The sequence below is a fragment of the Paraburkholderia tropica genome, assembly GCF_914484835.1.
GTDB classification, from domain to species: domain Bacteria; phylum Pseudomonadota; class Gammaproteobacteria; order Burkholderiales; family Burkholderiaceae; genus Paraburkholderia; species Paraburkholderia tropica_A.
Genome location: NZ_CAJZAR010000079.1, coordinates 284056 through 310154 on the forward strand (window position 1 = coordinate 284056; position 26099 = coordinate 310154).

Here is a 26099-nt window from a genome sequence, read left to right on the forward strand (position 1 = left end):
GGGCTCTCAGTGAGCTATGAATCCAGCGGGTCCAAGCCAACCCGCTCTCGCTCAGCCGAGTTTCAGGCGACGCACGCGCAGCAGCGGCACCGCCAGGCACACAGCCGCGAGCACGAACAGCGCGATCCCCCAGGTCTGCACGACCGCAAAGCGCGAACCCGAGTGCATGACCATGCCCATGACGATGATCGGGCTGCAGAAGTAGCCGATGAACTGCGCGGCCGTGAAGGCGCCCGTACCGAACCCGCGCCGCGAGAACGGCAGCGAGCGCAGTCCCCAGCTGACCAGTGCGGGCAGCACGATACCGCAGCCGACGCCATTGATCGCACCACCCACCGTGAGCATCGTCTCGTCGTGCGCCGTGCCCATGCAGACGAACCCGAGCCCGCACACCAACGTGCCCAGCACGAACTGCTGCAGCACCGTGCAGCGGCTGGCGAGCACCCAGCCGAAGCAGAGCGTACCGACGATGATGGCCGCGCTGTTCACCGCATAGGCGAAGCCGATCGCGCTCGTCGAATGCACTCCGAGCTGGACGAGCATGAACGAAAGATGCACCGGCACGATCATGAACACGAGACCCACGCCGAATGCCGCGAGGCAGATCAGCGCGAGGAGCCAGGGCCGGAACACGGGTTCGTCGGCAGCGGCGCGCGCATGGGCTTCGGTGAGTGCCGCGCGCGTGTCCCAGATAAAGATCTGCACGAGCGGTGCGAGCAGCAGCGGCAGCGCGTACGCGACGAACGGCGCGCGCCACCCATAGGCGCCCAGCATGCCGCCCATCAGGTTGAACACGAAGGCCGAGGTCGAGGCGACCGTGATCTGCAAGGCCGCATAGCGGTCGCGTCGCGACCCCGTGAACAGGTCGCCGATGAACGACGTGCTCACCGTCATCGCCGCGGCCTCGGCGAGACCGACCAGCGCGCGGCTCGCGAGAATCGCGTGGATCGAGTCGAGATAGAGCGGCGCGGTGCCCGCGATGGCATACAGCACCAGCGAGCCGACCAGCACGCGCTTGCGCCCCACCTTGTCGCTGATGGCGCCGATCACCATCGCCAGCGCGCCGAGCACGAGCATCGGCATCGTCACCACCACAGGCACCAGCGTTTCGATACCCGCCACATCGGCGAAATGCCGCTGCATTTCGGGCAGCACCGGGCCGATCACGGTCGGCGCGAGCGTGCCACAAATCACCGTACTCAGCAGGATGAACGCATGAAAAACGTTCGCTTCCCGGTTGGCCGGCGCACCCGTGCGCCGTTCTGTCTGGACATGCATGAAATCGTCTCCGTTTTATCTGAAGTGGGGCACGCTACGCTGCACGGGCGACGCGCGAACTTCCCGTTTGTGTGAGACGAATGATTCCGGCCGCGACGTTACGACACAATCAGATTGCGTCGACAAGACCATTTGATGTCGTCGAATCAACGCAGCCGAATCGATGTCTCGCGGACCTCAGCCGCGTTGCCCGAGCGCCGCGCCGGGCGCGTGCGCACTGGCCTGCGCCTGTTCCAGCAGCACGCGCCGCAGCCATGCGTGCGCGGGGTCGCCGTCGTTGATCGCATGCCACTGCATCATCTCGACGAGCGGCGGCAGCTCCATCGGCAGCGGCAAGACACGCAGCGGCAAAAAGTGGGCGTAGATTTTCGCCAGCCGCGTGAGCACCGTCGCGATGCGCGTCGTGCCGAGGACCAGTTGCGGCAACGTGCTGAAATTGGTGGTCGTCACCTCGATCCTGCGGGTGATGCCGCGGCTCGCGAGCAGGAAGCCTTCGACGCTCGCGCTGCGGCTGTCGCCGAACGTCGCGGCGACGTGGCCCAGCTCGCTATATTGCTGCTGCGTGAGCGATTCGCCCACAAGCGGATTCCCCTCCCATACCACGCAGCTATACGTCTCTTCAAACAGCGCCTGCGAGGGATGGTCGGGATCGACCGACACGCTCGGATAAATGACGAGATCGAGTTCTCCGCGATCCAGCCGCTCGGGCACGTCGTCGGTCATGTTGGCGATGTGCAGCGTGATGCCGGGCGCCTCGCGTTGCAGCCGCTGCACCACATCGATGAGCAATACCGTCGTCAGATAATCGGACGCCCGAATGACAAAGTTGCGCTGCGCCTGCGCGGGGTCGAACTCCAGCCGCGCGACCACGGTCGATTGCACGCTCAGCAGAATCTCCCGCACCGGCTGGGCGAGGCTGCGCCCAAGCGACGTGAGTTCCATGCGCCGCCCCACTTGCATCAGCAGCGGATCGTTGAAATATTCGCGCAAACGTCCCAGCGCGCTGCTCGTTGCCGACGCGCCGATGTGGAGCCGCTCGCTTGCGCGCGTGACGCTGCGCGTGTCGAGCAGCGCATCGAGCGCAACCAGCAGATTCATGTCGAAGTGACCCAGTCTCATGGGCGCACTATCCCGCGAGCATCCGATCGCATCAATGCGTGTTTCCACTAGGAATTGATGGTTTCGACAATTGAATCGCCCTACAGTAAGGGCATTCAAACGAATGCCGGACGTCGCCACGCGCAGCGGCCCGGCACACAGCCGGAGACACCCATTATGCAGACACTGTCTGGCATGGAGCATCACGAGTCGAGCCTGCCTTCGCAACACACGCAGCCGCTGCTGCCTGCGTTGCGACCCCATCATTTCGGCATCAGCGTGCCCGATCTCGACGCCGCAGTGGACTGGTATGGCCGCATGCTCGGCTTCACGCTGGAGCAACAGCTCCACATCGAAAAGATTCCTGCACGGATCGCCTTCGCGCGCCGCGATCACTATCGCATCGAGCTGTTCGAAGTGCCGGGCGCCGCGCCGCTGCCGGACGATCGCCGCGAGCCGAATCTCGATCTGCGCACGCACGGCAACAAGCATATGTGCTTCGAAGTCCCCGACGTGCGCTCCGCCGTGGCTGCGCTGCGTGGCGCGGGCGCCGACATCGCGTACGAGTTGAACGTGGACGGCAATCCCACGGCCTTCATTCGCGACGTGGCCGGCAATCTGATCGAGTTGCTCGAACCGTTCGCCGCCGATCGCGCCGCGCGCTGATTTCATTCGCCGAAGTCTTTGCCCGCCGGCTTATTACTCAATCTTTCCTTCACTGGCTTACGCACACACGTTCCCATGACGACTTCGCATAATCCGCTTCACGGCTGGCAGCTCAGCCGCAACGACATCCAGTGGATGGGAAAGGACCTGCTGCGCCCCGAATGCATTCTCGCCGAACCGGACGGCACGCTGTGGACCGCCGACGCGCGCGGCGGCGTCATGAAAATCGCGCCCGATGGCACGCAGACACTGATTGCGCAACGAGGCGAACATGAGCGGGCCGGTCAGCCTTCTTCGCAGAACGCGGCGCAACTCATGATGGGCGGCACGCTGCCCAACGGCCTCGCCTTCGACCGCGACGGCAATATCGTGATCGCGAACTTCGGCACCGACGCCATCGAGCTGATGACGCGCGACGGCGCCTCGCGCACGCTCTACGACCGCATCGACGGCGAGCCGCTCGGCAAGACCAACTTCGTGCTCACCGATACGCGCGGGCGCATCTGGTTCACCGTGACCACGCGCCAGGTGCCGTGGACGCGCTCGATCAACGAGAAGACCGCCGACGGCTACGTGGGCTTGATCGACGAGCATGGCATCCGCATCGTCGCGGACGGCTTTGTCGGCACCAACGAGATCCGGCTCGACGCGAACGAGGAATGGCTCTACGTCGTGGAAACCAACGCGCGCCGCATTTCGCGCCTGCGTGTGCAGGACGACGGCTCGCTCACCGATCGCGAGATCTACGGTCCGTCCGATCTCGGCGGCTTTCCCGATGGCTTCGCGTTCGACGCTTACGGCAATCTCTGGATCACGCTCATCCTCAACGAAAAACTCATCGCGCTCACGCCCGACGGCGAGGTGCTCACGCTGCTCGACGACGGCAATCCCGAGGCGATCGCGCGCTACGAAACCCACTACCGCGACGGCACGACCACGCCCGAACTGATGGGCGCCTGCCGTGGCGCGCTCGCGCCGATGATGGCGAGCATCACGTTCGGCGGCGCGGACCTGCGCACGGTGTATCTCGGCAGCCTCGGCGGCACCACGCTCGCGACGTTCCGCTCGCCCGTGCCCGGCCTGCCGCTCGCACACTGGCAACCCACGCGCGCCACCCCGGCTTGAGAACCCGCATGACGAATTTCACCACCCTTTCAGGCGAGCGCCCGGTCGCGCTCGTGACCGGTGCGACGGGCGGCCTGGGCGAGCAGATCTGCCGCACGCTCGCGCAGGCCGGCTGCGCCGTCGTCGCCGGATATCGCAGCTCGGCCGAAGCCGCGCAAGCGCTCGTCGCGCAGCTCGATGGCGCGGGTCATCGCGCGCTCGCCGCGCCCGTGACGGACAGCGCCGCGCTCGCCCGTCTCGCCGATGCCGTCGCCACGCACTACGGCCGCTGCGACGTGCTCGTGAACTGTGCCGGCACGACGCGCTTCGTCGCGCACGACGACCTCGACGGCATGAACGACGCCCTCATCGACGACGTGCTCGCGACCAACGTGCGCGGCCCCTTCGCGATGGTGCGCGCGCTGCGTCCGCTGCTGGACAAAAGCGGGCTTGCGGGCGGCGCGGTCGTCGTCAACATCTCGTCGATCGCGGCGCAAACGGCCATGGGCAGCAATGTGATTTATTGCGCGTCGAAGGCGGCGCTGGACAACCTCACGAAATCGCTGGCGCGTGCGCTCGCCCCGCAAATTCGCGTGGTTTCGGTGTCGCCGGGGCTCGTCGACACCGAGTTCGTCAAGTCGATGGACACCGCATGGCGCGACGAGCAGGCGGCACGCACCCCGCTCGGGCGTCTGGCCGATCCGCAGGAAATCGCGCAAGCCGTGCTGGCCGCCGCGCGCGACCTGCGCTTCACCACCGGCTGCGTGCTGCCTGTCGACGGCGGCCGGCCGCTGCGTTAAAAAAGACAACACTCAAGAGACAACGAAGGAGACAGCCCACATGAAACTCGCGTCGCTCAACACCGGTCATCCCGATGGCAGCCTGATCGTCGTCTCGCGCGATCTTCTCCGTGCGGTTCGCGCAAGCGCGATTGCCCCGACGCTGCGCGCCGCGCTCGACGACTGGACGCACGCAGCACCGGCCTTGCAGGCGCTCTACGACGCGCTCAACAACGGCGAGGCCGCCCAGGCATTCGACTTCGACGCGCACGCCTGCACCGCGCCGCTGCCGCGCACGCATCAGTTCATCGACGCTTCGGCCTTCCTCAATCACGGCCGCATCATGACGCAGGCGTATCACCCGGAGAAGAAATCGGACCCGTCGATTCCCGTGCTGATCCAGCGTCAGGCCGATGACTTCGCGGGCCCGCACGACGACTACGCCTTCCCCGACGAAGCCGACAACTGCGACTTCGAAGGCGAAGTAGGCGTGATTCTCGGCGACGTGCCGATGGGCACGCGCGCCGACGACGCGCTCGCACACGTGCGCCTCGTCACGCTGTTCAACGACGTGAGCATGCGCAAGCACCTCTTCCGCGAACTCGGCATGGGCTTCGGCTTCATTCTCGCGAAACCCGCAACGGCGTTCGCACCCGTGGCCGTCACGCCCGACGAACTCGGCGAAGCATGGCGCGACGGCCGCGTGCAGCTCGACCTGGAAGTCGCGCGCAACGGCGTGCGTTTCGGCGCGCCGAACGGCCGCGAAATGAGTTTCGGCTTTCATGAGCTGATCGCCTACATCGCTTACAACCGCAATCTGCGCGCGGGCATGCTGCTCGGCTCGGGCACGTTTTCCAACGTCGATTATCAGGCGACGGGTTCCGCGTGCCTCGCGGAGCAACGCGCCATCGAAACACTCGACCACGGCGAATCGCGCACGCCGTGGCTGCGCTTCGGCGAACGCCTGCGCTTCGAAATGAAGGGCCCGGACCAGCAGTCGATCTTCGGCGCCATCGATCATCGCTTCGTGCAAGCGACTTACGTGAATCAGCAAACATCGGCAGAACAGGCAGGGAGCAAGGCATGAGCGAGCAATACGATATCGTCGCGATGGGCGCGGGTCACAACGGCCTCGTCGCCGCCGCGTATCTCGCGAAGGCGGGCAAGAAAGTGCTCGTGCTCGAACGCAAGGCATGGGCGGGCGGCGGCGTGAGCACGCGCGAACTGAACACGCCGGGTTACTGGCATGACGAGCATTCGAGCGTGCACATCATGATTCAGGGCAATCCGATGCTGCGCCAGGACGAGCTTGGCCTGCTTTCGGAACACGGCCTGAAGTACCACTATTCGCCGGTGCCGCACGCAACTGTCTTTCCCGATCAGTCGGTGCTGTTCACCTACAAGGACATCGACAAGACCTGCGAATGCTTCGCGAAGATTTCGCAGAAAGACGCGGACACGTACCGCGAATTCGTGAAGATGAGCCAGCAGGTCCTGCAGATGTTCATGCCGGGCCTCTACTCGCCGCCGCCGCCGCTGGGCGAACTCGTCGCGATGCTCGACCGCAGCGACGAAGGCCGCCTCATGCTCGACTACATGAATCGCGACTGCCTCGATCTCGTGAATCAACTCTACGAGAGCGACAAGATCAAGATTCATTTGCTGCGCCTCGTGAGCGAGAACCTTCAGGCGCCCAACGAACTCGGCACCGGCATGGGTGTGCTGTTGATGCCGGGCATCATTCACACGTATGGGGTTTCGCAGCCCATTGGCGGCAGCGGCAAGCTCACGGAATCGCTCGTGCGCTGCATCGAATCGTATGGCGGCGAAGTGCGCTGCAACGCGGAAGTCTCGAAGATCCTCACGAGCGCCGGGCGCGCCAGCGGCGTGCAGCTCGCGAGCGGCGAAACGATACTCGCGAAGGACGCGGTGATCGGCGCGCTTCATCCGCATGTGATCCGCCGCTTCGTGGAAGGCGTTCCCGAGCCGGTGCTCAAGCGCGCGGAGCGCGCCACGCTCGCCCCCTTCTCGATCATGGTGAGCCACTACGACCTCAAGGAAAACGCGCGCTATTACGCGGGCGAGGAAGTCGGCTACGCCACCATGCTCGAATTCATGGCGACCGACAAGCTCGACGACATGCTCGCCGACTTCGACGACCTCAAGCGCGGCCTCATCACCGAGCGCCGTCTGTGCGCGGGCGGCGACGAAAGCATTGGCGACAAGACGCGCGTGCCCGCGGGCAAGGGCATGTTCCATGGCATCACGTTCGCGCCGTACAGCGTGAAGGACCCGCGCTGGGCCGGCCGTCACTGGGACGAATTCAAGGAAGAGATCGGCGACCTCTCGCTTGAGCACTATCGCAAGTTCGTGTCGAACCTCACGAGCGAGAACATCGTCGCGCGCAGCATCGTGAGTCCCGTCGATCTCGAACGTTCGAGCCCGAACAGCATGATGCGCGGCGACCTGCACGGCGTGGCGCCCTACTTCTATCAAAGCGCGGGCCATCGCCCCACGCCCGACCTCGGCCAGTTCACCGTGCCCGGCGTCGAGCGCCTCTATCTCGCAGGTCCGTTCCAGCATCCGGGCGGCGGCGTGTACGGCGCGGGCCGCGCCACGGCGATCAGGATGTTCGAGCAGCTCGGCATGGACTTCGGCAGCGTCGCGAAGGGCGCGCGCCAGGACAGCGGCGTGCCCGCCACGGCCAACGGCGCGAGCAGCCACGCGCCGAAGAAAGAAGGCATGGTGCTGCGTGGTCCCGCCGATGAAGAACTCATGCACGTGGAGTCGCTGGAACGCGTGGGCAACGAACTCGTCATCAAGGGCAAGAGCTTCGGCACCATGCCGATGGAAGCCCGTCTCGACGCCGCTTCGGCGCGTGCCGGATTGAAGATGCTCGGTGCTTCGCGACTCGCCTTCCTCGCGACGCTGCCGTTTCGCAAGGGAGCCGAAGAATGAGCCATGTCGTCGTCACTGGCGCGCAAGGGTTCGTAGGGCGCGCGCTCGTCAAGCGGCTGCTCGCTGATGGCCTCGGCGGGCGCGCAGTTTCGAAGCTCACGCTGCTCGATATCGGCTTCGACGCCGCGCCCACGGATTCGCGCGTCAATCAGATCGCCGGCAGCATCGCCGATGCGCAAATTCGCGCGCAGGCGTATGCCTCGCCCGTCGACGCCGTGTTCCATCTTGCGAGCATTCCTGGCGGCGCCGCGGAGCGCGACTACGCACTCGGCCGCGCGATCAATCTGGATGCCACGCTCGGCCTGCTCGAAGATCTGCGCGGCCAGCCGCGTGCGCCGCGTTTCGTGTTCGCCAGCACGGTGGCCGTGTATGGCGAGAAGCTGCCCGAGTTCGTCGACGAACATACCCTGCCCGCACCGGCGCTGAGCTACGGCGCGCACAAGCTGATGGGCGAAGCGCTGGTCGCCGACGCCACGCGCCTCGGCTGGGTCCAGGGCTGCTCGCTGCGGCTGCCGGGCGTGGTCGCGCGGCCGGGCGACGGTGCGGGGATGATGTCGGCGTTCATGAGCCAACTCTTCTGGAAGCTGGCCGCGAACGAAGCGCTCACCGTGCCCGTCTCGCCCGAGGGCGTGGCGTGGTGGATTTCGGTGGGCGCGTGCGTCGACAACCTGCTGCACGCGGCGACCGTCGACGCGGAACGTTTCAACGCGCGGCGCTGCTATCAGATGCCGGTGCTGCGCCTGACCATCGCCGAAGTCGTCGACGCCCTGGCCGCGCGCTTCGGCAGTGAACGCAAGGCGCTCGTGACCTATGCGCCCGATCCGTTCATCGAGCGGCTGTTCGCGGCCTATCCGCCGCTTTACACGCCGCAAGCCGAGCAGCTCGGCCTGCGTCACGACGGCACCGTCGAACAACTGATCGAACGCGCCATCGCCCATTGAACACCCGGCTTCGCCGCGCCCCGGTCGCGCGGCGCAACCAACAAAAAGGATTCCTTATCATGCAGATCGTTGGACTCGAATACCTCGTCTTCGGCATCGACGACATGGCGGGAGCACGCCAGTACCTGCTCGACTACGGCCTTGACGAAGTCGAATACGACCCCGTGCGCGGCGGCGTCTTCGCGGCACTCGACGGCACGGGCCTCGTGATGCGTGCCGCCGACGATCCGGGCTTGCCGCCGCTGCCGCCCAAAGCGGCCACGCCCTGCCTGCGCGAAACGGTCTATGGCGTCGATAACGCCGACACGCTCGCCACGATCCGCGCACATCTGGAAGCGGAACGCGAGGTGCGCGTGGACGAAGACGGCACCGTGCACTGCATGGACGACGCGGGCTTCGGCGTCGCGTTCATGGTCACGCGGCGGCGTCCCTACGAAGCGCGTTACCTGGGCTTCAACGTGCCCGGCCAGCCGCCGGGCCGCGCGCCCAACGACTGTGCCGCGAACCCCGACGAAACCATCAAGCCGCGCACGCTTTCGCACGTCGTGTATTTCGTCGACGACGTGAAGAAGGCCGAAGCGTTCTACGCGCGTCTCGGCTTCATCGTGACCGACCGCTTCAATCACCTCGGTCCGTTCATGCGCCCCGCGGGCACGAACGACCATCACACCCTCTTCATGATCGAAAGCCAGAACGATCACATGATCGGCTGCAATCACTTCACCTTCCACCTCGGCTCGTCGGGCGAAGTGCTGCAGCACGGCTGGAACTTCGTGAAGAAGGGCTACAAGAGCTTCTGGGGACCGGGACGCCACGCACTCGGCAGCAACTACTTCTGGTATTTCAACAGCCCGTTCGGCGCGACGATCGAGTTCGACGCCGACATGGATCTGCACGACGACAACTGGACCCCGCGCGCCGTCGACCCCGGCGCCGACAACTCGCAAATCTTCCTGTTCGAGGCCCGCAACAAATGGGCGCCGGGCGAATAAATGCGCGAACGAGGCAACGCAAGCATGACTGCGCACGCTGAAGAACGCTTCCTTTGCGCGCTCGACGACATCCCCGACGGCGGCTCGCGCGGTTTGCTGCGCGAAGGCCTCGACGATCGTTTGTGCGTGGTGCGCCAGGGCGACGAGGTGTTCGTGTGGCTCAACGACTGCCCGCACGAACATCGCCCGATGGAATACCGCCAGGACCGCTTTCTTTCGGGTGACGGCACGCACATCGTCTGCTACGCGCATTCGGCACATTTCGACATCCGCACGGGCCATTGTTTCGCGGGACCGTGCGCCGGCCAGTCGCTCGTGAAGGTGCCGGCGCGCGTCGAGAACGGCGAAGTGTGGATCGCCGCCGAGCTGCCTTCGATATTCGACTGAAACAGAACCACCGATTCACTACCGGACGAATACCACCATGTTCCAGTACTTTCCCACCAATTACGTGTGGAGCCTCTCGACGATGATCGCCCTCACGCATGGCGGCAACATCGGCGAGGTCGATGCCATGTGCGCCCCGCTGCGCGACGCCGCGCTGGGCGGCGACGATCCCGGCACGGTCGCGTTCTACGAGGCATGGAAGGCGGGCGCAGACAAACTCTCCGCACTCGCCGACGAGGATGTCACGCGTGGCCACGCCCTTTCCGCCGGAGAAAAATACGCGCGCGCAGGACTTTATTACGGCGTGGCGGAACGCATGCAGGCACATGGCTTCGAAGCCCGGCTCGCTATCTATCGGCGCTCGCTCGAGCAATTCGAACGTGGCCGCACGCTGGGCCGCGAGAATTGCACGCGCGTGGAAATCCCGTACGGCAACACGCATCTCGCCGCACTTTACGTGCGTGCCGAAGGCCTGCAACCCGGCCAGCGCGCACCCGTGGTCGTGGTGATGAACGGACTCGATTCCACCAAGGAGATGCTGCAAAAAAGCGTGATGGGAACGATGTTCGCGCGACGCGGCCTCTCCGCGCTATTCGTTGACCAGCCCGGCACCGGCGAGGCCTTGCGCCTGCAGGAACTCCCCGCCGTGCACAACACCGAGATCTGGGCCGCGCCGATCGTCGACTGGCTCGAACGGCACGAGGAAGTCGATGCGAGCCGTATCGGCGCACTCGGTGTATCCCTGGGCGGCTATTACTGCCCGCGCGCGGTCGCGTTCGAGCCGCGCTTCGCCTGCGGTGCCGTGTGGGGCGCCAACCACGACTGGCGCGCGGTGCAGCAGGCACGCCTGAAGCGCGAAGGCGAAAATCCCGTGCCGCATTACTGGAAGCACGTGCAATGGGTATTCGGCGCGAAGGATCAGGAAGACTTCTTCGCCAAGGCCGAACACATGCATCTGAACGGCGTGCTCGATCGCATCCGCGTGCCGTTTCTCGTGACGCACGGTGAGAACGATCGCCAGATTCCGCTCAAGTACGCGCACGAAACCTTCGACCAATTGATCAATAGTCCGAAGAAAGATCTTTTCATCTTCACCGAACGCGAAGGCGGCGTCGAACATAGCTCGCTCGACAATCCGCTGAACGCCGGTAACCGCATTGCGGACTGGCTGGCCGAACAGCTCGGCGGAACGCTCGCCTGAGCGTACCGACCACTGGCACACAAACAAACATAGAAGCAACGATAAATCCCGGGAGACACCATGGCACTCGTCGAGAAGGTTCTGATCGTCGGAGGCGGAATTGGCGGTATGTGCGCAGCGGTCCTGCTGCGCCGGCAAGGTATTGACGTCGATCTCGTCGAACTCAATCCCCAGTGGGCACCCGACGGCGCGGGCATCACCATCAGCGGGCCAACGCTGCGCGCACTGCGCGAAGTCGGCGTGGTCGATGACGTGCTGCGCGTGGGCGGTTCGTGGCGCGCCGTCGACTTCTGCGACACCAGCGGGCAACTCACGGCCACTGTGCCGATCGCGTCGGCTCACGGCGCCGACGATCTGCCCGGTGCCGCCGGCATCATGCGCAGCGCCCTCGCCGCCATCCTCGCCAACGCCACGCGCAGCGCAGGCACGGACGTGCGTCTTGGCGTGAGCTTCGAGAAGCTGGCGCAGGACGCCCAGGGCGTAGACGTCACGTTCACCGACGGCAGCCGCAAGCGCTACGATCTCGTGATCGGCGCGGACGGCGTGAACTCCACCGTGCGCCCCTACGTGAAGCCGGATTTCGCGGGGCCGCAGTTCACGGGTCAGGGATCGTGGCGCGCGGTGGTTCCGCGGCTGCGCGAGAACTCGTCGATCTACATGGGCAAGACCACCAAGGCCGGCCTGAATCCGATCAGCGCGACGCAGAGCTATCTGTTCGTGCTCGACAAGCGTGAGGGCATGGATTTCATCACGCAGGACAAGTGGCCGCAAATGCTCGCCGAGTTGCTCGAAGAATTCGAAGGGCCGCTCGGCGCACTGCGCGAGGGATTGCTCGACGGCACGCTGAAGGACCATCGCGTTTTGTACCGGCCGCTCATGGGGCATATGATCGAAGGTCCGTGGCATCGCGGGCGCATCGTGCTGCTCGGCGACGCCGTGCATGCCACGACGCCGCATCTGGCCTCGGGCGCGGGCATCGCCGTCGAGGGTGCGCTCGTGCTCGCCTCCGAACTGGGCCGCAAACGCTCGCTCGAAGGCGCGCTGCTCGCCTACGAGGGCCGCCACTACGATCGCGCACGGCTCGTCGTGTCGGCTTCGGGCCGTTTGGGCGAGATCGAACGTGCAGGCGGTTCGCGCGACGAGCACACGCAAACCATGTTCAATGCGATCCAGGCGCTGCGCGAGCCGATCTGAAACGGCACACACTTGAATCTACGGAATTCGACATGACAGCTTTCACTGCGAACAACGACCGCGTCGCGGTCGTCACTGGGGCCGCCGGGGGCCTGGGCACGGCCTTCGCGCTGCGCCTCGCCGCGGCCGGGCACACGCTCGTGCTGACCGACGTCGCGGCATGCGACGCGCTCGCGGCGCGCATCGAAGCCGAGGGTCGCCGCGCCATCGCCCTGCCCTGCGACCTGAGCGACCCGGCGGACGTCGCCCGCTTTGCGGCATCGGTGCTCGAACGAGTCGGCAAGGTCGACGTGCTCGTCAACAACGCGGCTTTCATGCCGATGGCACCGCTCAGCGCCATCAGCGCAACGCTGTGGCGGCAGATCATGACCGTCAATGTGGATGCGCCGTTCCTGCTCGCTCAGGCGTTTTCCGCCGGCATGATCGAGCGCGGCTGGGGGCGCATTGTCAATCTCGCTTCGAGCACCGTGTGGGGACCGCCACCCGGCATGAGCGCCTATGCCAGCAGCAAGATGGCGGTGATCGGGCTCACGCGCGCATTGGCTTCCGAGCTGGGTTCGCATGGCATCACCGTCAACGCCATCTCACCGGGATTGACGCGTCATCCGGGCAGCGCGGCGAATCTGCCGCCCGAAGCGTTCGAGGCCGTGCGTGCACGTCAATTCATTCCGCGCACCGAAGAACCCGACGACCTGACCGGCGCGCTTGCGTTTCTCGTTTCCGACGATGCACGCTTCGTCACCGGCCAGGTGATGAATGTGGACGGCGGCGGTTTCGGATTCTGATCGGCATGCATCGAGGGGCGGCGACGCCCCTCGATTTTTTATCGACGACGTCACGCACAACTTCGCGCACGACTTCGTGCGCGCCGCCACATCACCACGCCGTAGCGCCGCCATCGACTGCGAAATCCGCGCCCGTCACATAACGTGCCGCGTCGGAGGACAACCAGAGCGCGCACTCCGCGATATCGACCGGCTCCCCAAGACGCTTCAGCATGTTCTTTTCCAGCACCTTCGCTTCGATCGCAGGATCGCGCGCGAGGTGAGCCCGCGTGGCGGCGGTCAGAATGAAACCCGGCGAAATCGTATTCGCGCGGATGCCGTGAGGTGCGCCTTCCATCGCGAGCTGCCGCGTCATCGCTAGCACGCCGCCTTTACCCGCACAATGCGCGAGCGCCGGCGATCCATCGAGCGCGTGCCGCGCATTGGCCGACGCAAAATTCACTATTGAAGCCGCGCCGCTTTTCTTCAGAAGCGGCCAGGCCGCGCGGCACATCAGAAACACGATATCGAGTTCGCCCGTCAACGTGCGCCGCCACGCTTCGAAACTCATGTCCTCGATCCAGGCGAAGTCCGCGAACGCGGCGGCGTTCACGACGATATCGAGCGTCTCCAAACCGGCCACGAGCCGGCCGACTTCGTCTTCGTTCACGAGATTGACGCCGCCATGCAACTCGATGGAAGGATCGAGTCCCGACAGCGCCTCGCGATTCAAGTCCACGGCGATCACGCGCGCGCCTTCGCTCGCGAACAGTTCCGCGCAACCGCGGCCAATGCCGTTGCCCGCGCCGGTGATCAATGCCGTCTTGCCGGCGAGTCTGCCTGTGTGGTTCATAGTATCGTGCTCGCTAAAAGAAACAGGCGGCGCGCATGCTCCATGCCGCCGCCATTAAACAGTTTATCGTCTCGATCGGGGACTTGTGCGGCCCCTTCTCCGGGAGGCCCGCTTAGAACATGTGGGTGATCCCGATAGAACCGCCCGTCGTTGTCCCGGTTGTGCCGAACATGGTGGAGCTACCCAGGCCCATCGAAAGACCGATATCCTGCGTCCCGTGGTTGTTCACCATGCCGAACTGGGCGTAGACCGACGTGCGCTTCGAGAGGTAGTAATACGCGCCAATCGATCCCAGCCAGGTATGACTGCCGGATTCATTGGCGTTGTTCGCGTACCAGACTCCCGTATTCACGTCGATATCCGGCCGGACCCAGTAATCGAGGCCGCCGCCATAGACATCTTCGTTCTTCCCGCCCGCCACCTTGATCTTCGTGTACGAGGCCTTCGCGGTGAACGAACCGATCGTATAGGTTGCGCCGATCAGCTCGCCAGTCAGGCCCTCCGTCGTTGACGGCGTTGTGGACACCGTGCCGCCCGCGCTGCCGTTGAAATAGGCCGCATTAATGCCGAGCCCTGCACCGTGATAGCTCAGACTGGCCGAATACTGGCGGCCGGACTGGAAATTCCCCGCCACGCCGCCAAAGCTGAACAACGCGCTGCCTTGAAAGCCGCCGACCACCGGGCTGGTGTACGTGATGGCATTCGGAGTGAAAATACTCGTTGCGCCCGCGGTGGTCGCGAGAAACAGCATCGAACTGCCGAAGTTGGAGAGGTTGCGCGGGTCCTGGAAAATAAGCGACATGAAGAACGGCGATTGCTGCAGGCCGGCGTGAACCTCACCAAACGAGCCTTTCATCCCGACCCATGCGTCGCGGCCGAAGAGGTTGCCGTTGGAGTTGTTGAAGCTGCCATTCGCGGCGGAGAAACCGCCTTCGAGCTTGAACACCGCCGAGACGCCGCCGCCCAGGTCCTCAGTGCCGGTCAGGCCGAAAATCGACGGCATATTGCCACTGTCGTTGAAGGCAGCCAGCTTTCCGCTGTTCCCGTTGGTTTTGTTCATGTAAATCAAACCCGCATCCACAATGCCGTACAGCGTGACGCTGCTTTGCGCATGGGCTGCGCCGGCAAAGATCAGACCACAGGTGGCTGCGACTGCAGACCTGGCAACGTGCAGCTTCTTCATCAACGTCTCCTTACCTTATGAATATATAGTTTTATCTTTCATCGCATTACTAATCATTTCATGCTGATGAGTTTCCAACGCTACTGCTGGAAGCCCCACATCGAGGTGAGGCTTCGGGGAGTACCGGTCGACAACTGCGGCGCTCACGTATTGGGACGCCCACTTGCGGGAAGGCGTGGCCATGGTGTGTTGAGCGGAGCTTGACCCGGCCTGGCCGGTTCTCTCCAGTCCTGTTTCAACAACTTCACCCAGACTGATATTCGAATGACGGCACGGTATCGAAGGTACAGAGCTTGAATGTTCACGACAATCCATTCCTGCTGAAGTCAAGAATTGATCGTGTCGGAAGATGCTTCGAGCTCGACTTCGGGCCGTGAATGTAGCGAGAAACGTCTCGACGAGCAGCGCACGAGCGGCGCACGGGCGTGCAGATCCCGTTGCATCGGCTGGACGCCTTTATGATCGGCGTCTCACGGGACTGAGACACCAATGAGGACAACCCCCTGGCTTCCTTCCGGCTAATGCGGCATGCCGATTTCGATCACCTCTCCGCTCAGCTTGGTGTTTTGAAAACTGTTGTAGGCAACCGTAATGGAGGTGAAGCGCTCGCCTTCGATTTCGTACATGATCAGGCCGCGATAATCGAATCGCTCCCCTTTCTCGACGGCGCCGAACAGGGTGTCGGCCTTGTCCAATGCGGTGAACTGCGTCCACATGCTGATTGCCAGCGTATTGTCATTGCTGATGAAACGCAGCACGTTCAACTTCTCTTCGAAGAACGGCCAGATCCGGCTTTCGTAGTGTTCGCGCATCCCGGCCGACCCGGTAAACGTCAGCGCTCCGTTGACCATCTTCATGTCCGGCGCGATGAACTCGTCGAAGGCCGAAGCATCGCACTCGTTGAAGCGGCGGATATATTCGTTAAAGCGTGCACGTTCCATGATGGATCTCTGCTCTCTCTTGATTGAGTTAATTGCAGCAATCGAAACCCGCGCGGGTTCCGGCATCACATCGCCCGACGGATCGCGAGCCAGTTCCCGCCCAGTTTGTCGCGAAGGATCGGCCACAGACCGGCCGGGCTGTAAAGCATCGTCGCCACGGCGACGCCGCCCATGGCAACCATGTACCAGGTGCCGGAAAGCGGCAGGACAACCGTGAGCAACTGTCTGAGCGCGAAGTAGATCAGCGTGCCGAGAATCGGCCCTTCCAGCGTCCCGATTCCGCCTACCACGACCACGAACGTCATGATCGCGGTCCAATCCGCGGAAAGCGCGTTGCCCGGCTGGACAGTCAGTCCACTCAAACAACTCAGCGCACCGGCGGCGGCACAGCCCGCAGCCGACAGCACGTAAGCGAGAAAGCGGTTACGCCATACGTCGACGCCAATGGTGCGAGCGGCCAGTTCGTTGTCGCGAACGCACATGAAAGCGAGACCCGGCTTTGAGCGCAAAAGCCACAGGAATCCCAGCACCGTCAGCAACACCATGGCGCCGCCGATGAGAAACATCTGCGATTCGAAACGCGTGAAATCGAGCGCCGAGATATCGGACAGCGACACCCCGCTGATGCCGCCCAACGCATCCGTTTTCTGCACAGCAATGGACACCACCTCGGCGATCACCCAGCTGGCGATCGCGAAATACGCGTCGCGCAACCGAAAGAGCACCGGGGCGATGATCGCCGCAGCGCAGGCGCCGAACGCGAAAGCCATCGGGATACCGAAGTAAGGGGAAATGCCGGTTGCGTTCGCGAACATGAACAGGACATATCCGCCCGCGCCGAAGTACATTTGATGACCGAGCGACACCAGGCCCGCATATCCGGCGAGGAAATTCCACATCGACGAGATGACGATAATGATGAACATCTCGTTGGCGAGGTGCAGCGCGCCGTCGCCCCGCACGAAAGGGGACATCGCCAGGAAGGCTACAAACAACACAAAAGGAATCGATCTGACGACTAGCTTGTTCAAGATTTTGCTCCCATCAAACCGTTCGGACGTACGAGCAGAAAAGCAAGGAAGGTCAGGTGCGCGTAGAGAAGCCCTGAGTTGGCGTCGAACTGAAAGCTCATCAACTGCACCACCCCGAGCATGACGCCAGCAAGGAGCGCCCCCCAGATCGACCCCAAGCCGCCTAACACGACGACTTCGAACGCGATCAGGATACGGTCGACGCCCGACGACGCCGAAAAGGAAGTCCGCATGGCCAGCAGGATGCCCGCAATCGATGCCATGACGAACGCAATGCCCATGACGACGGCGTAAATTCGTTTCGGATTCACGCCCATCAATCTCACGATATCGGGATTGTCAGCCGTTGCGCGGATCATGCGTCCAAAGGCGGTTCGAACAAGCGCGTATTGCAGAGCACTGAATAGCAGAACCGAAATCGCCAGCGTGACGAGCGGCAACAGCCCGATATGAATCCCGGCCACGGAAAACGACTCCTGCGCGATCGGTCCTGTTCGAAGCACCGTCGGATTGGAACCGAAGCGGGCCAGCATGAGATTGCGCACCACGATCGACACGCCGAAAGTGATCAGCATGGGCGGCAGCATGTCTCCGCCGCGAACGACCTTGTTCAGCAGAATCGTCTGGAAGACATAGCCCATGACAAACGCAATCGCAGCCACGGGCACGATGGCGACGAGCGGAGGCATTCCGGGAACGAGGCTCGTCACCGTCAAGGCCACGAAAGCCGCGCCGACAATAAACTCCCCATGCGCGACATTGATGACACGCATCACGCCAAAAACCAGCGCCAGCCCCAGGCCGAGAACGCCGTACAAACCACCCAGCAACAGGCCATTAATCAGGGTTTCTAAATAACTCATCCGCTCACCCTCCGAAATACGCGGTCGTCAGTCGATCCATATCCGCCACCGCTGCATCGAATTCGAGCGTCACCTGCCCTTTCAGCAGGCAGATCAAACGGTCCGACACGGCCAGGGCGCGCTTGATGTCCTGCTCCACGACGATCACCGCCGTGCCTTCTGCGCGAATCAAGCCGAACGAGTCATAGATTTGCCCGACGATGACCGGCGCGAGGCCAAGGGAGATTTCGTCACAAAGCAGCACGCGCGGATTGGAAAGCAGCGCGCGCCCAATCGCCACCATCTGCTGCTGGCCACCGGACAGCGTGATGGCCATCTGCCTGGCGCGTTCGCGCAAAACGGGAAAGAGTTCGTAGACACGGGCCAGCGTCCAGGGCCCGCTTCGTCTCGTGAGCGTACCCATCAGGAGGTTCTCTTCAACGCTGAGCGAGGCGAACAGCATGCGCCCTTCTGGCACCATGGCGATGCCCGAACGCGCGATCACTTCCGCCGACGTCGTCGTAATGTCTTTGCCCTGATAGGCGATGCGGCCCTTGAGCTTTCGGTTCAACCCGGTGAGCGCACGCAGGATGGTCGATTTGCCCGCGCCATTCGCTCCCACCAGCGCCAGGCATTCACCTTCGGCAAGCGTGAGGGAAACACCGAATAGCGCCTGCATGTCGCCGTAGAACGCCTCGAGCGCGTCCACCTCAATGATGTTCTTCAACGCCGAGCCCCATGTAGATTTTCTTGACGACCGTGCTGTTCATGACTTCGTCTGGATGGCTGTCCAGCAGTTTTCTTCCGAAATCAAGCACGACAATGCGATCGGCGACGGCTTTCAGCGCGTGGGCAATATGTTCGATCCAGATAATGGCGTACTCACTTTTCAGCCCGGCAATCGTCTCGACTAAACGCATGACTTCGCGCTCCGTGAGCCCTGCGCCAATTTCGTCGAGCATCAGGAGCCGGGCATTCAGCGCCAACGCTTTCGCGAGTTCGAGCCGCTTGCGGTTCAGAAGCGTGAGCGATCCGGCGAGCGCGTTGCCGATAGGCGCGAGGTCGGTCCGCTCCAGCACTTCGAGGCTTTTCGATCGCGCTTTCGCTGCGGACATTTGCCCGCCGAAACTGGCCGCCGCGAAAACATTCTCGTACACCGTCAATCCCGCAAACGGCTTGGGAATCTGAAACGCCAGGCCGATGCCGAGACGCGCCCGCTTGCTGGTTGAAAGAAAAGTGATGTCCTCCCCATTCAGGCGGATGTTGCCGCTGTCCGGTTTGAGAATCCCGGAAATCATTCCGAACAGCGAACTTTTGCCCGCCCCGTTCGGGCCGATCACGCCGACGCACTCGCCCACATCGAGTTCAAGATTGATGTCATCCGCAACAACGATCTGACCAAATCGCTTGCTCAGTTTTACGACCTCTAGCAGCGCCAAGACGACCTCTCCCATCAACGCCAGTTTGACCAGATACGGCGTCCGCCAAAGCGGACGCCGCTTTCCTCACAACAGCCCCCGTTTATCCGAACGCGAGCGGCTCCAGTTTTCCGCTGAGCGGCACAGCCGGGTTGCTGGAATTGCCGACGACCTTGAGATCGAATTTGAACTTCCCGGCGTCGGCCTTTTGCCACTGGCCGGCCACAATGTGAGTGACACCGATGTTCTTGAGCGGCGAATGCTGGAAATCGACCTTGCCGACGACCGTGTCCAGCGTCATCCGGGCGATGGCGTCCCGAACGGCCGTGGCGTTCTTCGGGTTGCCCGACGCCTTCAGCGCGGCGATGCCGACTTCCAGTAGCGCATGGTCGTAACCGAGCGGCTGTGTCCATTGATTGCCGGTCGCTGCCGTATAGGCATCGGCAATCTGCTGCGCGGACTGGCCGGTCAGCGAAGACTTGAACGGGAACGTCGGCGTCCACCAGACCTCGGTCGACATGCCATTGCCGTGACTGCCGAGATTGCTGACCGACGTCGGAAAGAGCAGGCCCGCCGCAATGGTGCAGATCTTCGGCCTGAAGCCGGCTTGCATGGCCTGGTTCCAGAAGGTCGCCAGATGGTTCTCGAAGGTGTGGCCCGCGACGATTTCGACGCCGGCCGCCTTGAATCTGGCGATCTGAGTCGAGAAGTCGTCCGTGTTCAGCTGAAAGAGCCCGGTGTCGATCACCTCGTAGCCCGCCGCCTTGAAGGCAGGCGGAAAGCCGTGCTGCGGGTCGCTCATGGCCCGGCCGCCGTCATCGTCGGCATACAACGTGCCGACCTTCTTGTTGGTCGGCAGATTGTCCCAAAGCGATGCGTAGGTCCGGCCCAATTCGTCAGCACCCCAAAAGAAGTGGAACGTGAAGGGGAAACCTTTCTTGGGGTCGTAGTGGCGCTGTGCCACCCATCCCTGCCACGGTCCGCCGCACGAAACCTGCGGGATTCCGCGCGCATCGGCAAGATTGGCGATTGCCGTAGCCCCTTCTGCATCGGACACGAGAATGATGTCCGGCTTGTCATTCAGAATTAACTCGTTGCCCACCTGCAGCGAACGCGACGGACTGGACTGATTGTCCTTGACGATGATTTCGACGTCGTATTTCTTTCCAGCGATTTCGATACCGTCCTTCAGATACTTGCGAACGAAATCAATGGAGAAATTAGTCGATGCGCCGAAAGACGCACGGATACCCGAGAGCGGAACAATAAACCCGATCTTGATGGTTTGGTCCGGCGATCGGGCCATGCTGAAGCCCGGAAGCGCGGTTGCGGAAACCGCGGCTGTCAACTGTGCGGCAATTTTCAGGAAGTCGCGCCGGCGCAGATCAGGGTGCTCGGCGTGCAGATCCAAGGTCTTGTCCATGATTTCCTCTTCGCTTGTTTTTTGTGAGAGCCATCTACGCTGAACCGCGCGCTTTCCCAGCGATCGACCAACCGAACATCTTTTCAAAAACGATGCTCGCAATCACAATCGAGAAAATCGCGTTTCTCAGCGTTACTACCTATTCCAGATTCATCCGCTTGCTCGTCGACTGCGTACTCGCCATGCAGGCGCTCAGTTCGATGCGGGCTACTGGCAGCGGGCGACACACCGCGCCAATCAGGTCATTCCCGCAGCGGGAAACGACTGTTCAGGCGACGTAATAATCAACAGGTTGGGAATCAACGAGCACAATCGTGCAGCCGATCAGGACGCTGACCGCGACAAACACAGGTGCTGTTTTACGCTGCACGCTTCATCGCGTCGCGACGAAAATAGGGACTGGGATAGCGGCGAGCGCGCCTGCGGACGACTGCCGCGCCACAGGCAATATCGGCGCGATGACCATCGGGTCGACGTCGAACAAATTGCCGCGCTCAATGAACACGTGATAGGGCCTCGGCTCGCGCGCCAGCGCGGCCGACTGCAGTGTCGACAGGGCATACACCAGGTTGTCTCCAAACGCCGAAACGGTTAGCGCGTGACCGTTGACGGCATGGCCGTCCGATCGCGTTCCGCAGCTTTAGTAGTTGTCGAATGATTCCGCTCATTCGGTTTCGGCACAATCAGATTGTGTCGACAGCACCATTCGATTCTGTCGAATTCAACCCGGCGCGGGCGGTACGCTGTGAGGCGGAGAGGTGATTGCGTCGGGCGCTGTCGCGCGAACGCGGTGATCGGGCAGGCGGCTTAAATGCGCCTCGCGCCGATAGGTGAAATGCCTTGCATCAGGCGGCCTTCCTGGGCGAGAAAGAAGGCTGCGCTCGCGGCCTGTTGCTACGGCTGGAGAGGGGTGTGTATCGCGCGATGGCGATGTCATTCCGGCGATCATCACCGTGATCGCCCCGGATTGGCGGCGAGATCGTTACTGCAAACCTCTGCGGCAAGCCGTAACGCCCACCAAACCGGAGCGCAGTTTCTAATTTGCGTTTCTCAAGTCCCGGCAACCGCTTTCTTGCCCGCTTCGAGATACGCGCTCATCTCCGCTTGCGGCACCATGCCGCCGCCGGTCGCCCAGATCACGTGCGTCGCGTTGCGCATGGTTGCATCGTCGAGATGCATACGCGTGCGGTAGTCCTGCGCCGCCTTCGACACGCGCGCGAAACCCGGCGCGCCCGCCAGTGCGGACGGCTCCAGACGGATATCCTGCGTTTGCGCCATCAACGCGAGCAGCGCATAGAGTTCGCGATCATCGACCGTGTAATAGCCGTCGATCATGCGCTGCATCGCGCGGCCCACGAAACCGGACGGACGCCCCACCGCAAGACCATCGGCGGCCGTCACGTTGTCGATGCCGAAGTCCTGCACCGCGAGCTTTTCATGCAGGCCCGTGAGCACGCCCATCAACATACACGGCGAATGCGTCGGCTCTGCAAAGATGCAATGCACCGCATCGCCGAAAGCGAGTTTCAGGCCGAACGCCACGCCGCCAGGACCGCCGCCGACGCCGCACGGCAGATACACAAAGAGCGGATGCGCCGCGTCCACGCGCACCTTCGCGGCCTCGAACTGACGCTTCAAACGCTCGCCCGCAACGGCATACCCGAGGAACAGCGTCGTCGAGTTTTCATCGTCGACGAAATGGCACATCGGATCGTTTTCCGCGAGACGCCGCCCGCTTTCGATCGCCTCGCCATAATCGCCCGCATATTCCACCACCGCGACGCCATGCGCGCGCAAGCGGTCCTTCTTCCACTGGCGTGCATCGGCGGACATATGCACGGTCGTCGTAAAGCCGAGCGTCGCGCTGGCGATGCCGATCGACATCCCGAGATTACCCGTCGATCCCACCGCGATGCTGTGCTGGCGAAACAGCGCACGGCAAGCGTCGCTCGCGAGCACGCGGTAATCGTCGTCTTCCTTGAGCAGACCGTGACGGATGGCGAGTTGCTCGGCATGAAAGAGCACCTCGTAAATGCCGCCGCGCGCCTTGATCGAGCCGGAAATCGGCAGATGGCTGTCCTGTTTGAGCAGCAGCCGCGCGGGCGCTTCCACGTCGTAGCGCTGGCTCACTACCTGCGCGAACGCAGGCACTTCGGTCAACGGCGATTCGATCATGCCGCCCGCCTCTCGCACATCGTCGAAGGCCTCGGCGAGGAACGGCGCGAAACGCTGCAGACGCGCGCTCGCATCGGCAATATCGGCGGCATCGAGCGGAATATCGTGAATCGCTTCAGCGAGCGGCGCCACGGCCGGATTGAACCACTCGACCGGTTTGAGCGCCATGAGGTCGCGCAGGAGCGGGTAGTCGTGCAGCCAGGCATCGAGCGGCTTGCCGTAAATCGATTCGATCATGGTGAATTCAAACAGCGGAGGCAGAGTTATTGGAAGACGCGACAGCATCAAGCACGGGCGGATGCGTGACGATGGACTTCAGGTCGACATTCGATGCGCGCAGTTTCGCGGCATCGGGAATCGGACGCCGCAATTCTTCAGAAGTTTCAAACAGCGTTTCAAAGGCACACGCGGCATCGAGCAGCGCGAGATCGCCGCGAAATGCGCCGATCATCTGCAAGCCGAACGGCATGCCGCGATGATCGACACCGCACGGCAGCGACAAGGCCGGATTGGTCGCGAGCGTCACCACATACGTGAGCGAGAGCCAACGGTAGTAATTCTCCAGTTCGACGCCATTCACCGATTTCAGATACGGCTGCGTCCACGGGAATGGCGAAACCGGCGTGGTCGGCGAAAGAATCACATCGTAACGATCGAACAGCGTCTGGAAGCGGCGGAACAGGCGCGTCTGATCTCCATGCGCGCGCACGCAATCCGCGAGTCCCAGACCAATACCCATTTCATAATTCGCACGCGGATTCGGCCCGAGCGAATTGGGATCGGCTTCATAGGCTTTTTGCAGGCCCGCGACAAAGGCTTCGGCGCGCAGCACGTCGAAGCAGCGATGCGCACCGTCGAAATCGACGTCGATCGGCTCGCATACCGCCACCTCGCGACGCAGCAATTCGATCTTGCGGCGAAATACGGCGCGAATATCGTTGTCGACTTCGCAAACGCCGAAATCCTCCGTATAACCGATGCGCAGCTTCGACACGTCGGTGAGCGCGCGGCCGTCCATCGTCGGGTTCATCGCGAACGGATAACCCAGCGGATCGCTGCCCGATTGACCGACTGTCGCCGCGAGTTGCAGCCAGGTGTCTTCGACGTTACGGCCCATCGGGCCGACCACCGCAATCGGCGTCCAGCCCAGCGGTTTGCGATCGCTCGGCACGAGTCCCGGCGAGGTACGCAAGCCGACCACGCCGCATTTCGCGGCGGGAATGCGCAACGAGCCGCCCGTATCCGAGCCGCTGGCGAGCGGCACCATATCGAGCGCGAGCGCGGCCGCCGAACCACCCGACGAGCCCCCTGCATTCAGACGCGGATCGAATGGATTGCCCGTCGCGCCCCAGACCGGATTGAAACTGTTTGCGCCCGCACCCATTTCCGGCACGTTGGTCTTGCCGACGACGATCGCCCCCGCTGCACGCAGGCGGCGCACCAGCGTGTTGTCCTGCGCGGGCACGTTCGCGCGATAGATCGGCGAGCCATACGTGGTCAGAATGCCTTCGGTCTCTTCGAGATCCTTGATGCCGATAGGCAAGCCGTGCAAGGCGCCGATGGCGTCGCCGCGTGCGAGTGCCGCATCGGCCGCGCGGGCTTCGATACGCGCGCGCTCGAAGCTCGTGGCCGTGATGGCGTTCACAAAAGGATTCAGCGTTTCGATACGCGCAATACAGGCTTCGAGCAATTCGACGGCGGAAATTTCGCGCGTCTGCAACAGCGTACGCAGTGCGACGGCACTATGACGGGTGAGTTCGTGGCGATCGTTCATCGGACAGTCCATTTAGCGACAAGCAAGAGTTCGCCCAATGTAGACGACGACAAATACGGCCGCTAGTGATGATTATCGAAAGGTCAATTCACTTTTGATCAACGCTATTTTCAATCGACATGCGGCGACAGTTCGCCGCTCAAGCGTTCGATAAACGATTGCAGCAGCGGCGGCAACGCGCGCCGCGCGAGCGTCTGTATTTCCACCGTGCGCTCGCTCGTCGTGAGTTCCGGCACCGGCAGCGCAACCAGTTCGCCGCTCGCGACGCGCGGGCGCACGAACAACTCTCCGCTGAAAGTGACGGCGTCGCTGGCGATCGTAAAACCCAACAGCGTTTCGAGCGTCGCGCTGCTCAGCACGCTTTTGCACGCCACGCCTTCGCGACTGCAATAGATATCGATCAGCTTGTGCAGCGTCGAATGAACGCCCGGCAAGGCGAGCGGATAGGCCAGCAATTCACGGAACGACACCTGCGCCGATTGCGCCAGCGGATGCGACGCCGCCACAATCGCGAAGATGGGCGAAGGCGCGGCGAACGCCACGTGAATATCCTTTTCGGGCCCGAAACTGAATGTGAGGCCAATATCACATTCCGCTTCGCGCACGCGCTGCGTGACGCCTGCCGCCGTATCGACGACGACTTCAAACGAGGCAGGCGCAACCGTGCGGCGAAACTCCGCCATCGCGCGCGGCAAAAACGCGGCAGAGAAACCTTCCGTGCAGGCAATATGGATCGTGCGTTCGGCTTCGCCGCGCAATGCGTCGATTTCCAGCGAAATCTGCTCGGCGTCCAGTTGCGATCGGCGCGCATAGGCGGCGAGCATTTCGCCCGCCTTGCTCGGCACCATGCCGCGCGACTGCCGCACGAAAAGCGGCGTACCGAGTTCGCTTTCGAGCCGCGCAATCTGGCGACTCACCGCCGACGGCACGACGTTAAGACGGCTGGCAGCATCGGCAACGGAACCGGTGTTGACCACTTCGAGGAAGTAGCGAACAGCGGCTTCCTGAAGAATACGGGCGCTCATGATGGATCGATGGGAATACGCGGAATGTTCCATCATAGCGCCTCATTGTCCGCCGATGCGCCCGAGACGATC

Annotated in this window: 25 protein-coding genes; 11 read left to right on the forward strand and 14 right to left on the reverse strand. The window is 62.9% G+C overall.

Annotated features, from left to right (window positions below; translation table 11 throughout):
• Positions 1 to 51: 51 nt before the first annotated feature.
• Positions 52 to 1278 carry an MFS transporter gene (locus LDO54_RS30765; protein ID WP_224015129.1) on the reverse strand — a complete coding sequence of 409 codons (1227 nt, stop codon included), beginning with the start codon at positions 1276 to 1278 and terminating at the stop codon, positions 52 to 54.
• A 177-nt stretch (positions 1279 to 1455) separates the two neighbouring features.
• Positions 1456 to 2397, reverse strand: a complete 942-nt coding sequence (locus LDO54_RS30770; protein ID WP_224015131.1) for a LysR substrate-binding domain-containing protein — start codon at positions 2395 to 2397, stop codon at positions 1456 to 1458.
• A 156-nt stretch (positions 2398 to 2553) separates the two neighbouring features.
• Between LDO54_RS30770 and LDO54_RS30775 the strand changes: the two genes are divergently transcribed.
• From LDO54_RS30775 to LDO54_RS30825, 11 genes are all read left to right on the forward strand, one after another.
• The gene (locus LDO54_RS30775) at positions 2554 to 3042 is read left to right on the forward strand and encodes a VOC family protein (protein WP_224015133.1); all 489 of its coding nucleotides are present in this window, start codon (positions 2554 to 2556) and stop codon (positions 3040 to 3042) included.
• Between the two features lie 75 nt (positions 3043 to 3117).
• Positions 3118 to 4167, forward strand: coding sequence for an SMP-30/gluconolactonase/LRE family protein (locus tag LDO54_RS30780; RefSeq protein WP_224015135.1), 1050 nt, complete (start codon positions 3118 to 3120; stop codon positions 4165 to 4167).
• An 8-nt stretch (positions 4168 to 4175) separates the two neighbouring features.
• Positions 4176 to 4946: an SDR family NAD(P)-dependent oxidoreductase gene (locus LDO54_RS30785; protein ID WP_224015137.1), complete on the forward strand. Its 771-nt coding sequence runs from the start codon at positions 4176 to 4178 to the stop codon at positions 4944 to 4946.
• Positions 4947 to 4986: 40 nt separating this feature from the next.
• Positions 4987 to 6012: a fumarylacetoacetate hydrolase family protein gene (locus LDO54_RS30790; RefSeq protein ID WP_224015146.1), complete on the forward strand. Its 1026-nt coding sequence runs from the start codon at positions 4987 to 4989 to the stop codon at positions 6010 to 6012.
• On the forward strand, positions 6009 to 7883 hold the full coding sequence (locus LDO54_RS30795; RefSeq protein WP_224015148.1) for a phytoene desaturase family protein: 1875 nt from the start codon (positions 6009 to 6011) through the stop codon (positions 7881 to 7883). Before LDO54_RS30790 ends, LDO54_RS30795 begins: the two co-directional genes overlap by 4 nt.
• A complete protein-coding gene (locus LDO54_RS30800; RefSeq protein ID WP_224015149.1) occupies positions 7880 to 8824 on the forward strand; it encodes an NAD-dependent epimerase/dehydratase family protein in 945 nt (314 codons plus the stop codon). The genes LDO54_RS30795 and LDO54_RS30800 overlap by 4 nt, the downstream gene beginning before the upstream one ends.
• Before the next feature lie 59 nt (positions 8825 to 8883).
• Positions 8884 to 9816, forward strand: a complete 933-nt coding sequence (locus tag LDO54_RS30805; protein ID WP_224015151.1) for a VOC family protein — start codon at positions 8884 to 8886, stop codon at positions 9814 to 9816.
• 24 nt (positions 9817 to 9840) lie between these two features.
• Positions 9841 to 10203 carry a Rieske (2Fe-2S) protein gene (locus LDO54_RS30810; protein ID WP_224015153.1) on the forward strand — a complete coding sequence of 121 codons (363 nt, stop codon included), beginning with the start codon at positions 9841 to 9843 and terminating at the stop codon, positions 10201 to 10203.
• Between the two features lie 37 nt (positions 10204 to 10240).
• A complete protein-coding gene (locus tag LDO54_RS30815) occupies positions 10241 to 11404 on the forward strand; it encodes an alpha/beta hydrolase family protein (RefSeq protein ID WP_224015155.1) in 1164 nt (387 codons plus the stop codon).
• Positions 11405 to 11464: 60 nt separating this feature from the next.
• Positions 11465 to 12598: an FAD-dependent oxidoreductase gene (locus LDO54_RS30820; RefSeq protein ID WP_224015157.1), complete on the forward strand. Its 1134-nt coding sequence runs from the start codon at positions 11465 to 11467 to the stop codon at positions 12596 to 12598.
• 32 nt (positions 12599 to 12630) lie between these two features.
• A complete protein-coding gene (locus LDO54_RS30825) occupies positions 12631 to 13383 on the forward strand; it encodes an SDR family NAD(P)-dependent oxidoreductase (RefSeq protein ID WP_224015158.1) in 753 nt (250 codons plus the stop codon).
• Positions 13384 to 13474: 91 nt separating this feature from the next.
• Here LDO54_RS30825 and LDO54_RS30830 read toward each other — a convergent pair whose 3' ends face one another.
• From LDO54_RS30830 to LDO54_RS30885, 12 genes are all read right to left on the reverse strand, one after another.
• A complete protein-coding gene (locus LDO54_RS30830) occupies positions 13475 to 14215 on the reverse strand; it encodes an SDR family NAD(P)-dependent oxidoreductase (protein ID WP_224015160.1) in 741 nt (246 codons plus the stop codon).
• 112 nt (positions 14216 to 14327) lie between these two features.
• Positions 14328 to 15398 carry a porin gene (locus LDO54_RS30835; protein WP_224015162.1) on the reverse strand — a complete coding sequence of 357 codons (1071 nt, stop codon included), beginning with the start codon at positions 15396 to 15398 and terminating at the stop codon, positions 14328 to 14330.
• A gap of 518 nt (positions 15399 to 15916) precedes the next feature.
• Positions 15917 to 16339: a nuclear transport factor 2 family protein gene (locus LDO54_RS30840; RefSeq protein WP_224015164.1), complete on the reverse strand. Its 423-nt coding sequence runs from the start codon at positions 16337 to 16339 to the stop codon at positions 15917 to 15919.
• 65 nt (positions 16340 to 16404) lie between these two features.
• Positions 16405 to 17370: a branched-chain amino acid ABC transporter permease gene (locus LDO54_RS30845; protein WP_224015165.1), complete on the reverse strand. Its 966-nt coding sequence runs from the start codon at positions 17368 to 17370 to the stop codon at positions 16405 to 16407.
• Positions 17367 to 18233, reverse strand: a complete 867-nt coding sequence (locus LDO54_RS30850) for a branched-chain amino acid ABC transporter permease (RefSeq protein WP_224015167.1) — start codon at positions 18231 to 18233, stop codon at positions 17367 to 17369. Before LDO54_RS30850 ends, LDO54_RS30845 begins: the two co-directional genes overlap by 4 nt.
• Positions 18234 to 18237: 4 nt before the next feature.
• Complete coding sequence (locus LDO54_RS30855) at positions 18238 to 18939, reverse strand: ABC transporter ATP-binding protein (protein ID WP_224015169.1); 702 nt, start codon at positions 18937 to 18939, stop codon at positions 18238 to 18240.
• A complete protein-coding gene (locus LDO54_RS30860; protein ID WP_224015171.1) occupies positions 18923 to 19651 on the reverse strand; it encodes an ABC transporter ATP-binding protein in 729 nt (242 codons plus the stop codon). Before LDO54_RS30860 ends, LDO54_RS30855 begins: the two co-directional genes overlap by 17 nt.
• 82 nt (positions 19652 to 19733) lie before the next feature.
• Positions 19734 to 21053 carry an ABC transporter substrate-binding protein gene (locus LDO54_RS30865; protein WP_224015173.1) on the reverse strand — a complete coding sequence of 440 codons (1320 nt, stop codon included), beginning with the start codon at positions 21051 to 21053 and terminating at the stop codon, positions 19734 to 19736.
• A 373-nt stretch (positions 21054 to 21426) separates the two neighbouring features.
• Positions 21427 to 21618 (reverse strand): hypothetical protein, encoded by a 192-nt coding sequence (locus LDO54_RS30870; protein WP_224015174.1) that lies wholly within the window; start codon positions 21616 to 21618, stop codon positions 21427 to 21429.
• A 485-nt stretch (positions 21619 to 22103) separates the two neighbouring features.
• Entirely contained in the window at positions 22104 to 23465 is a 1362-nt protein-coding gene (gene dsdA / locus LDO54_RS30875) for a D-serine ammonia-lyase (protein WP_224015176.1), read from the reverse strand.
• Positions 23466 to 23472: 7 nt separating this feature from the next.
• Entirely contained in the window at positions 23473 to 25002 is a 1530-nt protein-coding gene (locus LDO54_RS30880) for an amidase (RefSeq protein WP_224015178.1), read from the reverse strand.
• Between the two features lie 110 nt (positions 25003 to 25112).
• Entirely contained in the window at positions 25113 to 26027 is a 915-nt protein-coding gene (locus LDO54_RS30885) for a LysR family transcriptional regulator (RefSeq protein WP_224015180.1), read from the reverse strand.
• Positions 26028 to 26099: the final 72 nt, after the last annotated feature.

Coding starts and splice junctions, on each gene's coding strand:
- LDO54_RS30805 (WP_224015151.1), top strand. CDS start 8,884: ATGCAGATCGTTGGACTCGAATACCTCGTCTTCGGCATCGACGACATG.
- LDO54_RS30800 (WP_224015149.1), top strand. CDS start 7,880: ATGAGCCATGTCGTCGTCACTGGCGCGCAAGGGTTCGTAGGGCGCGCG.
- LDO54_RS30865 (WP_224015173.1), bottom strand. CDS start 21,053: ATGGACAAGACCTTGGATCTGCACGCCGAGCACCCTGATCTGCGCCGG.
- LDO54_RS30785 (WP_224015137.1), top strand. CDS start 4,176: ATGACGAATTTCACCACCCTTTCAGGCGAGCGCCCGGTCGCGCTCGTG.
- LDO54_RS30840 (WP_224015164.1), bottom strand. CDS start 16,339: ATGGAACGTGCACGCTTTAACGAATATATCCGCCGCTTCAACGAGTGC.
- LDO54_RS30880 (WP_224015178.1), bottom strand. CDS start 25,002: ATGAACGATCGCCACGAACTCACCCGTCATAGTGCCGTCGCACTGCGT.
- LDO54_RS30795 (WP_224015148.1), top strand. CDS start 6,009: ATGAGCGAGCAATACGATATCGTCGCGATGGGCGCGGGTCACAACGGC.
- LDO54_RS30885 (WP_224015180.1), bottom strand. CDS start 26,027: ATGAGCGCCCGTATTCTTCAGGAAGCCGCTGTTCGCTACTTCCTCGAA.
- LDO54_RS30830 (WP_224015160.1), bottom strand. CDS start 14,215: ATGAACCACACAGGCAGACTCGCCGGCAAGACGGCATTGATCACCGGC.
- LDO54_RS30815 (WP_224015155.1), top strand. CDS start 10,241: ATGTTCCAGTACTTTCCCACCAATTACGTGTGGAGCCTCTCGACGATG.
- LDO54_RS30775 (WP_224015133.1), top strand. CDS start 2,554: ATGCAGACACTGTCTGGCATGGAGCATCACGAGTCGAGCCTGCCTTCG.
- LDO54_RS30790 (WP_224015146.1), top strand. CDS start 4,987: ATGAAACTCGCGTCGCTCAACACCGGTCATCCCGATGGCAGCCTGATC.
- LDO54_RS30825 (WP_224015158.1), top strand. CDS start 12,631: ATGACAGCTTTCACTGCGAACAACGACCGCGTCGCGGTCGTCACTGGG.
- LDO54_RS30850 (WP_224015167.1), bottom strand. CDS start 18,233: ATGAGTTATTTAGAAACCCTGATTAATGGCCTGTTGCTGGGTGGTTTG.
- dsdA (WP_224015176.1), bottom strand. CDS start 23,465: ATGATCGAATCGATTTACGGCAAGCCGCTCGATGCCTGGCTGCACGAC.
- LDO54_RS30765 (WP_224015129.1), bottom strand. CDS start 1,278: ATGCATGTCCAGACAGAACGGCGCACGGGTGCGCCGGCCAACCGGGAA.
- LDO54_RS30835 (WP_224015162.1), bottom strand. CDS start 15,398: ATGAAGAAGCTGCACGTTGCCAGGTCTGCAGTCGCAGCCACCTGTGGT.
- LDO54_RS30780 (WP_224015135.1), top strand. CDS start 3,118: ATGACGACTTCGCATAATCCGCTTCACGGCTGGCAGCTCAGCCGCAAC.
- LDO54_RS30810 (WP_224015153.1), top strand. CDS start 9,841: ATGACTGCGCACGCTGAAGAACGCTTCCTTTGCGCGCTCGACGACATC.
- LDO54_RS30770 (WP_224015131.1), bottom strand. CDS start 2,397: ATGAGACTGGGTCACTTCGACATGAATCTGCTGGTTGCGCTCGATGCG.
- LDO54_RS30820 (WP_224015157.1), top strand. CDS start 11,465: ATGGCACTCGTCGAGAAGGTTCTGATCGTCGGAGGCGGAATTGGCGGT.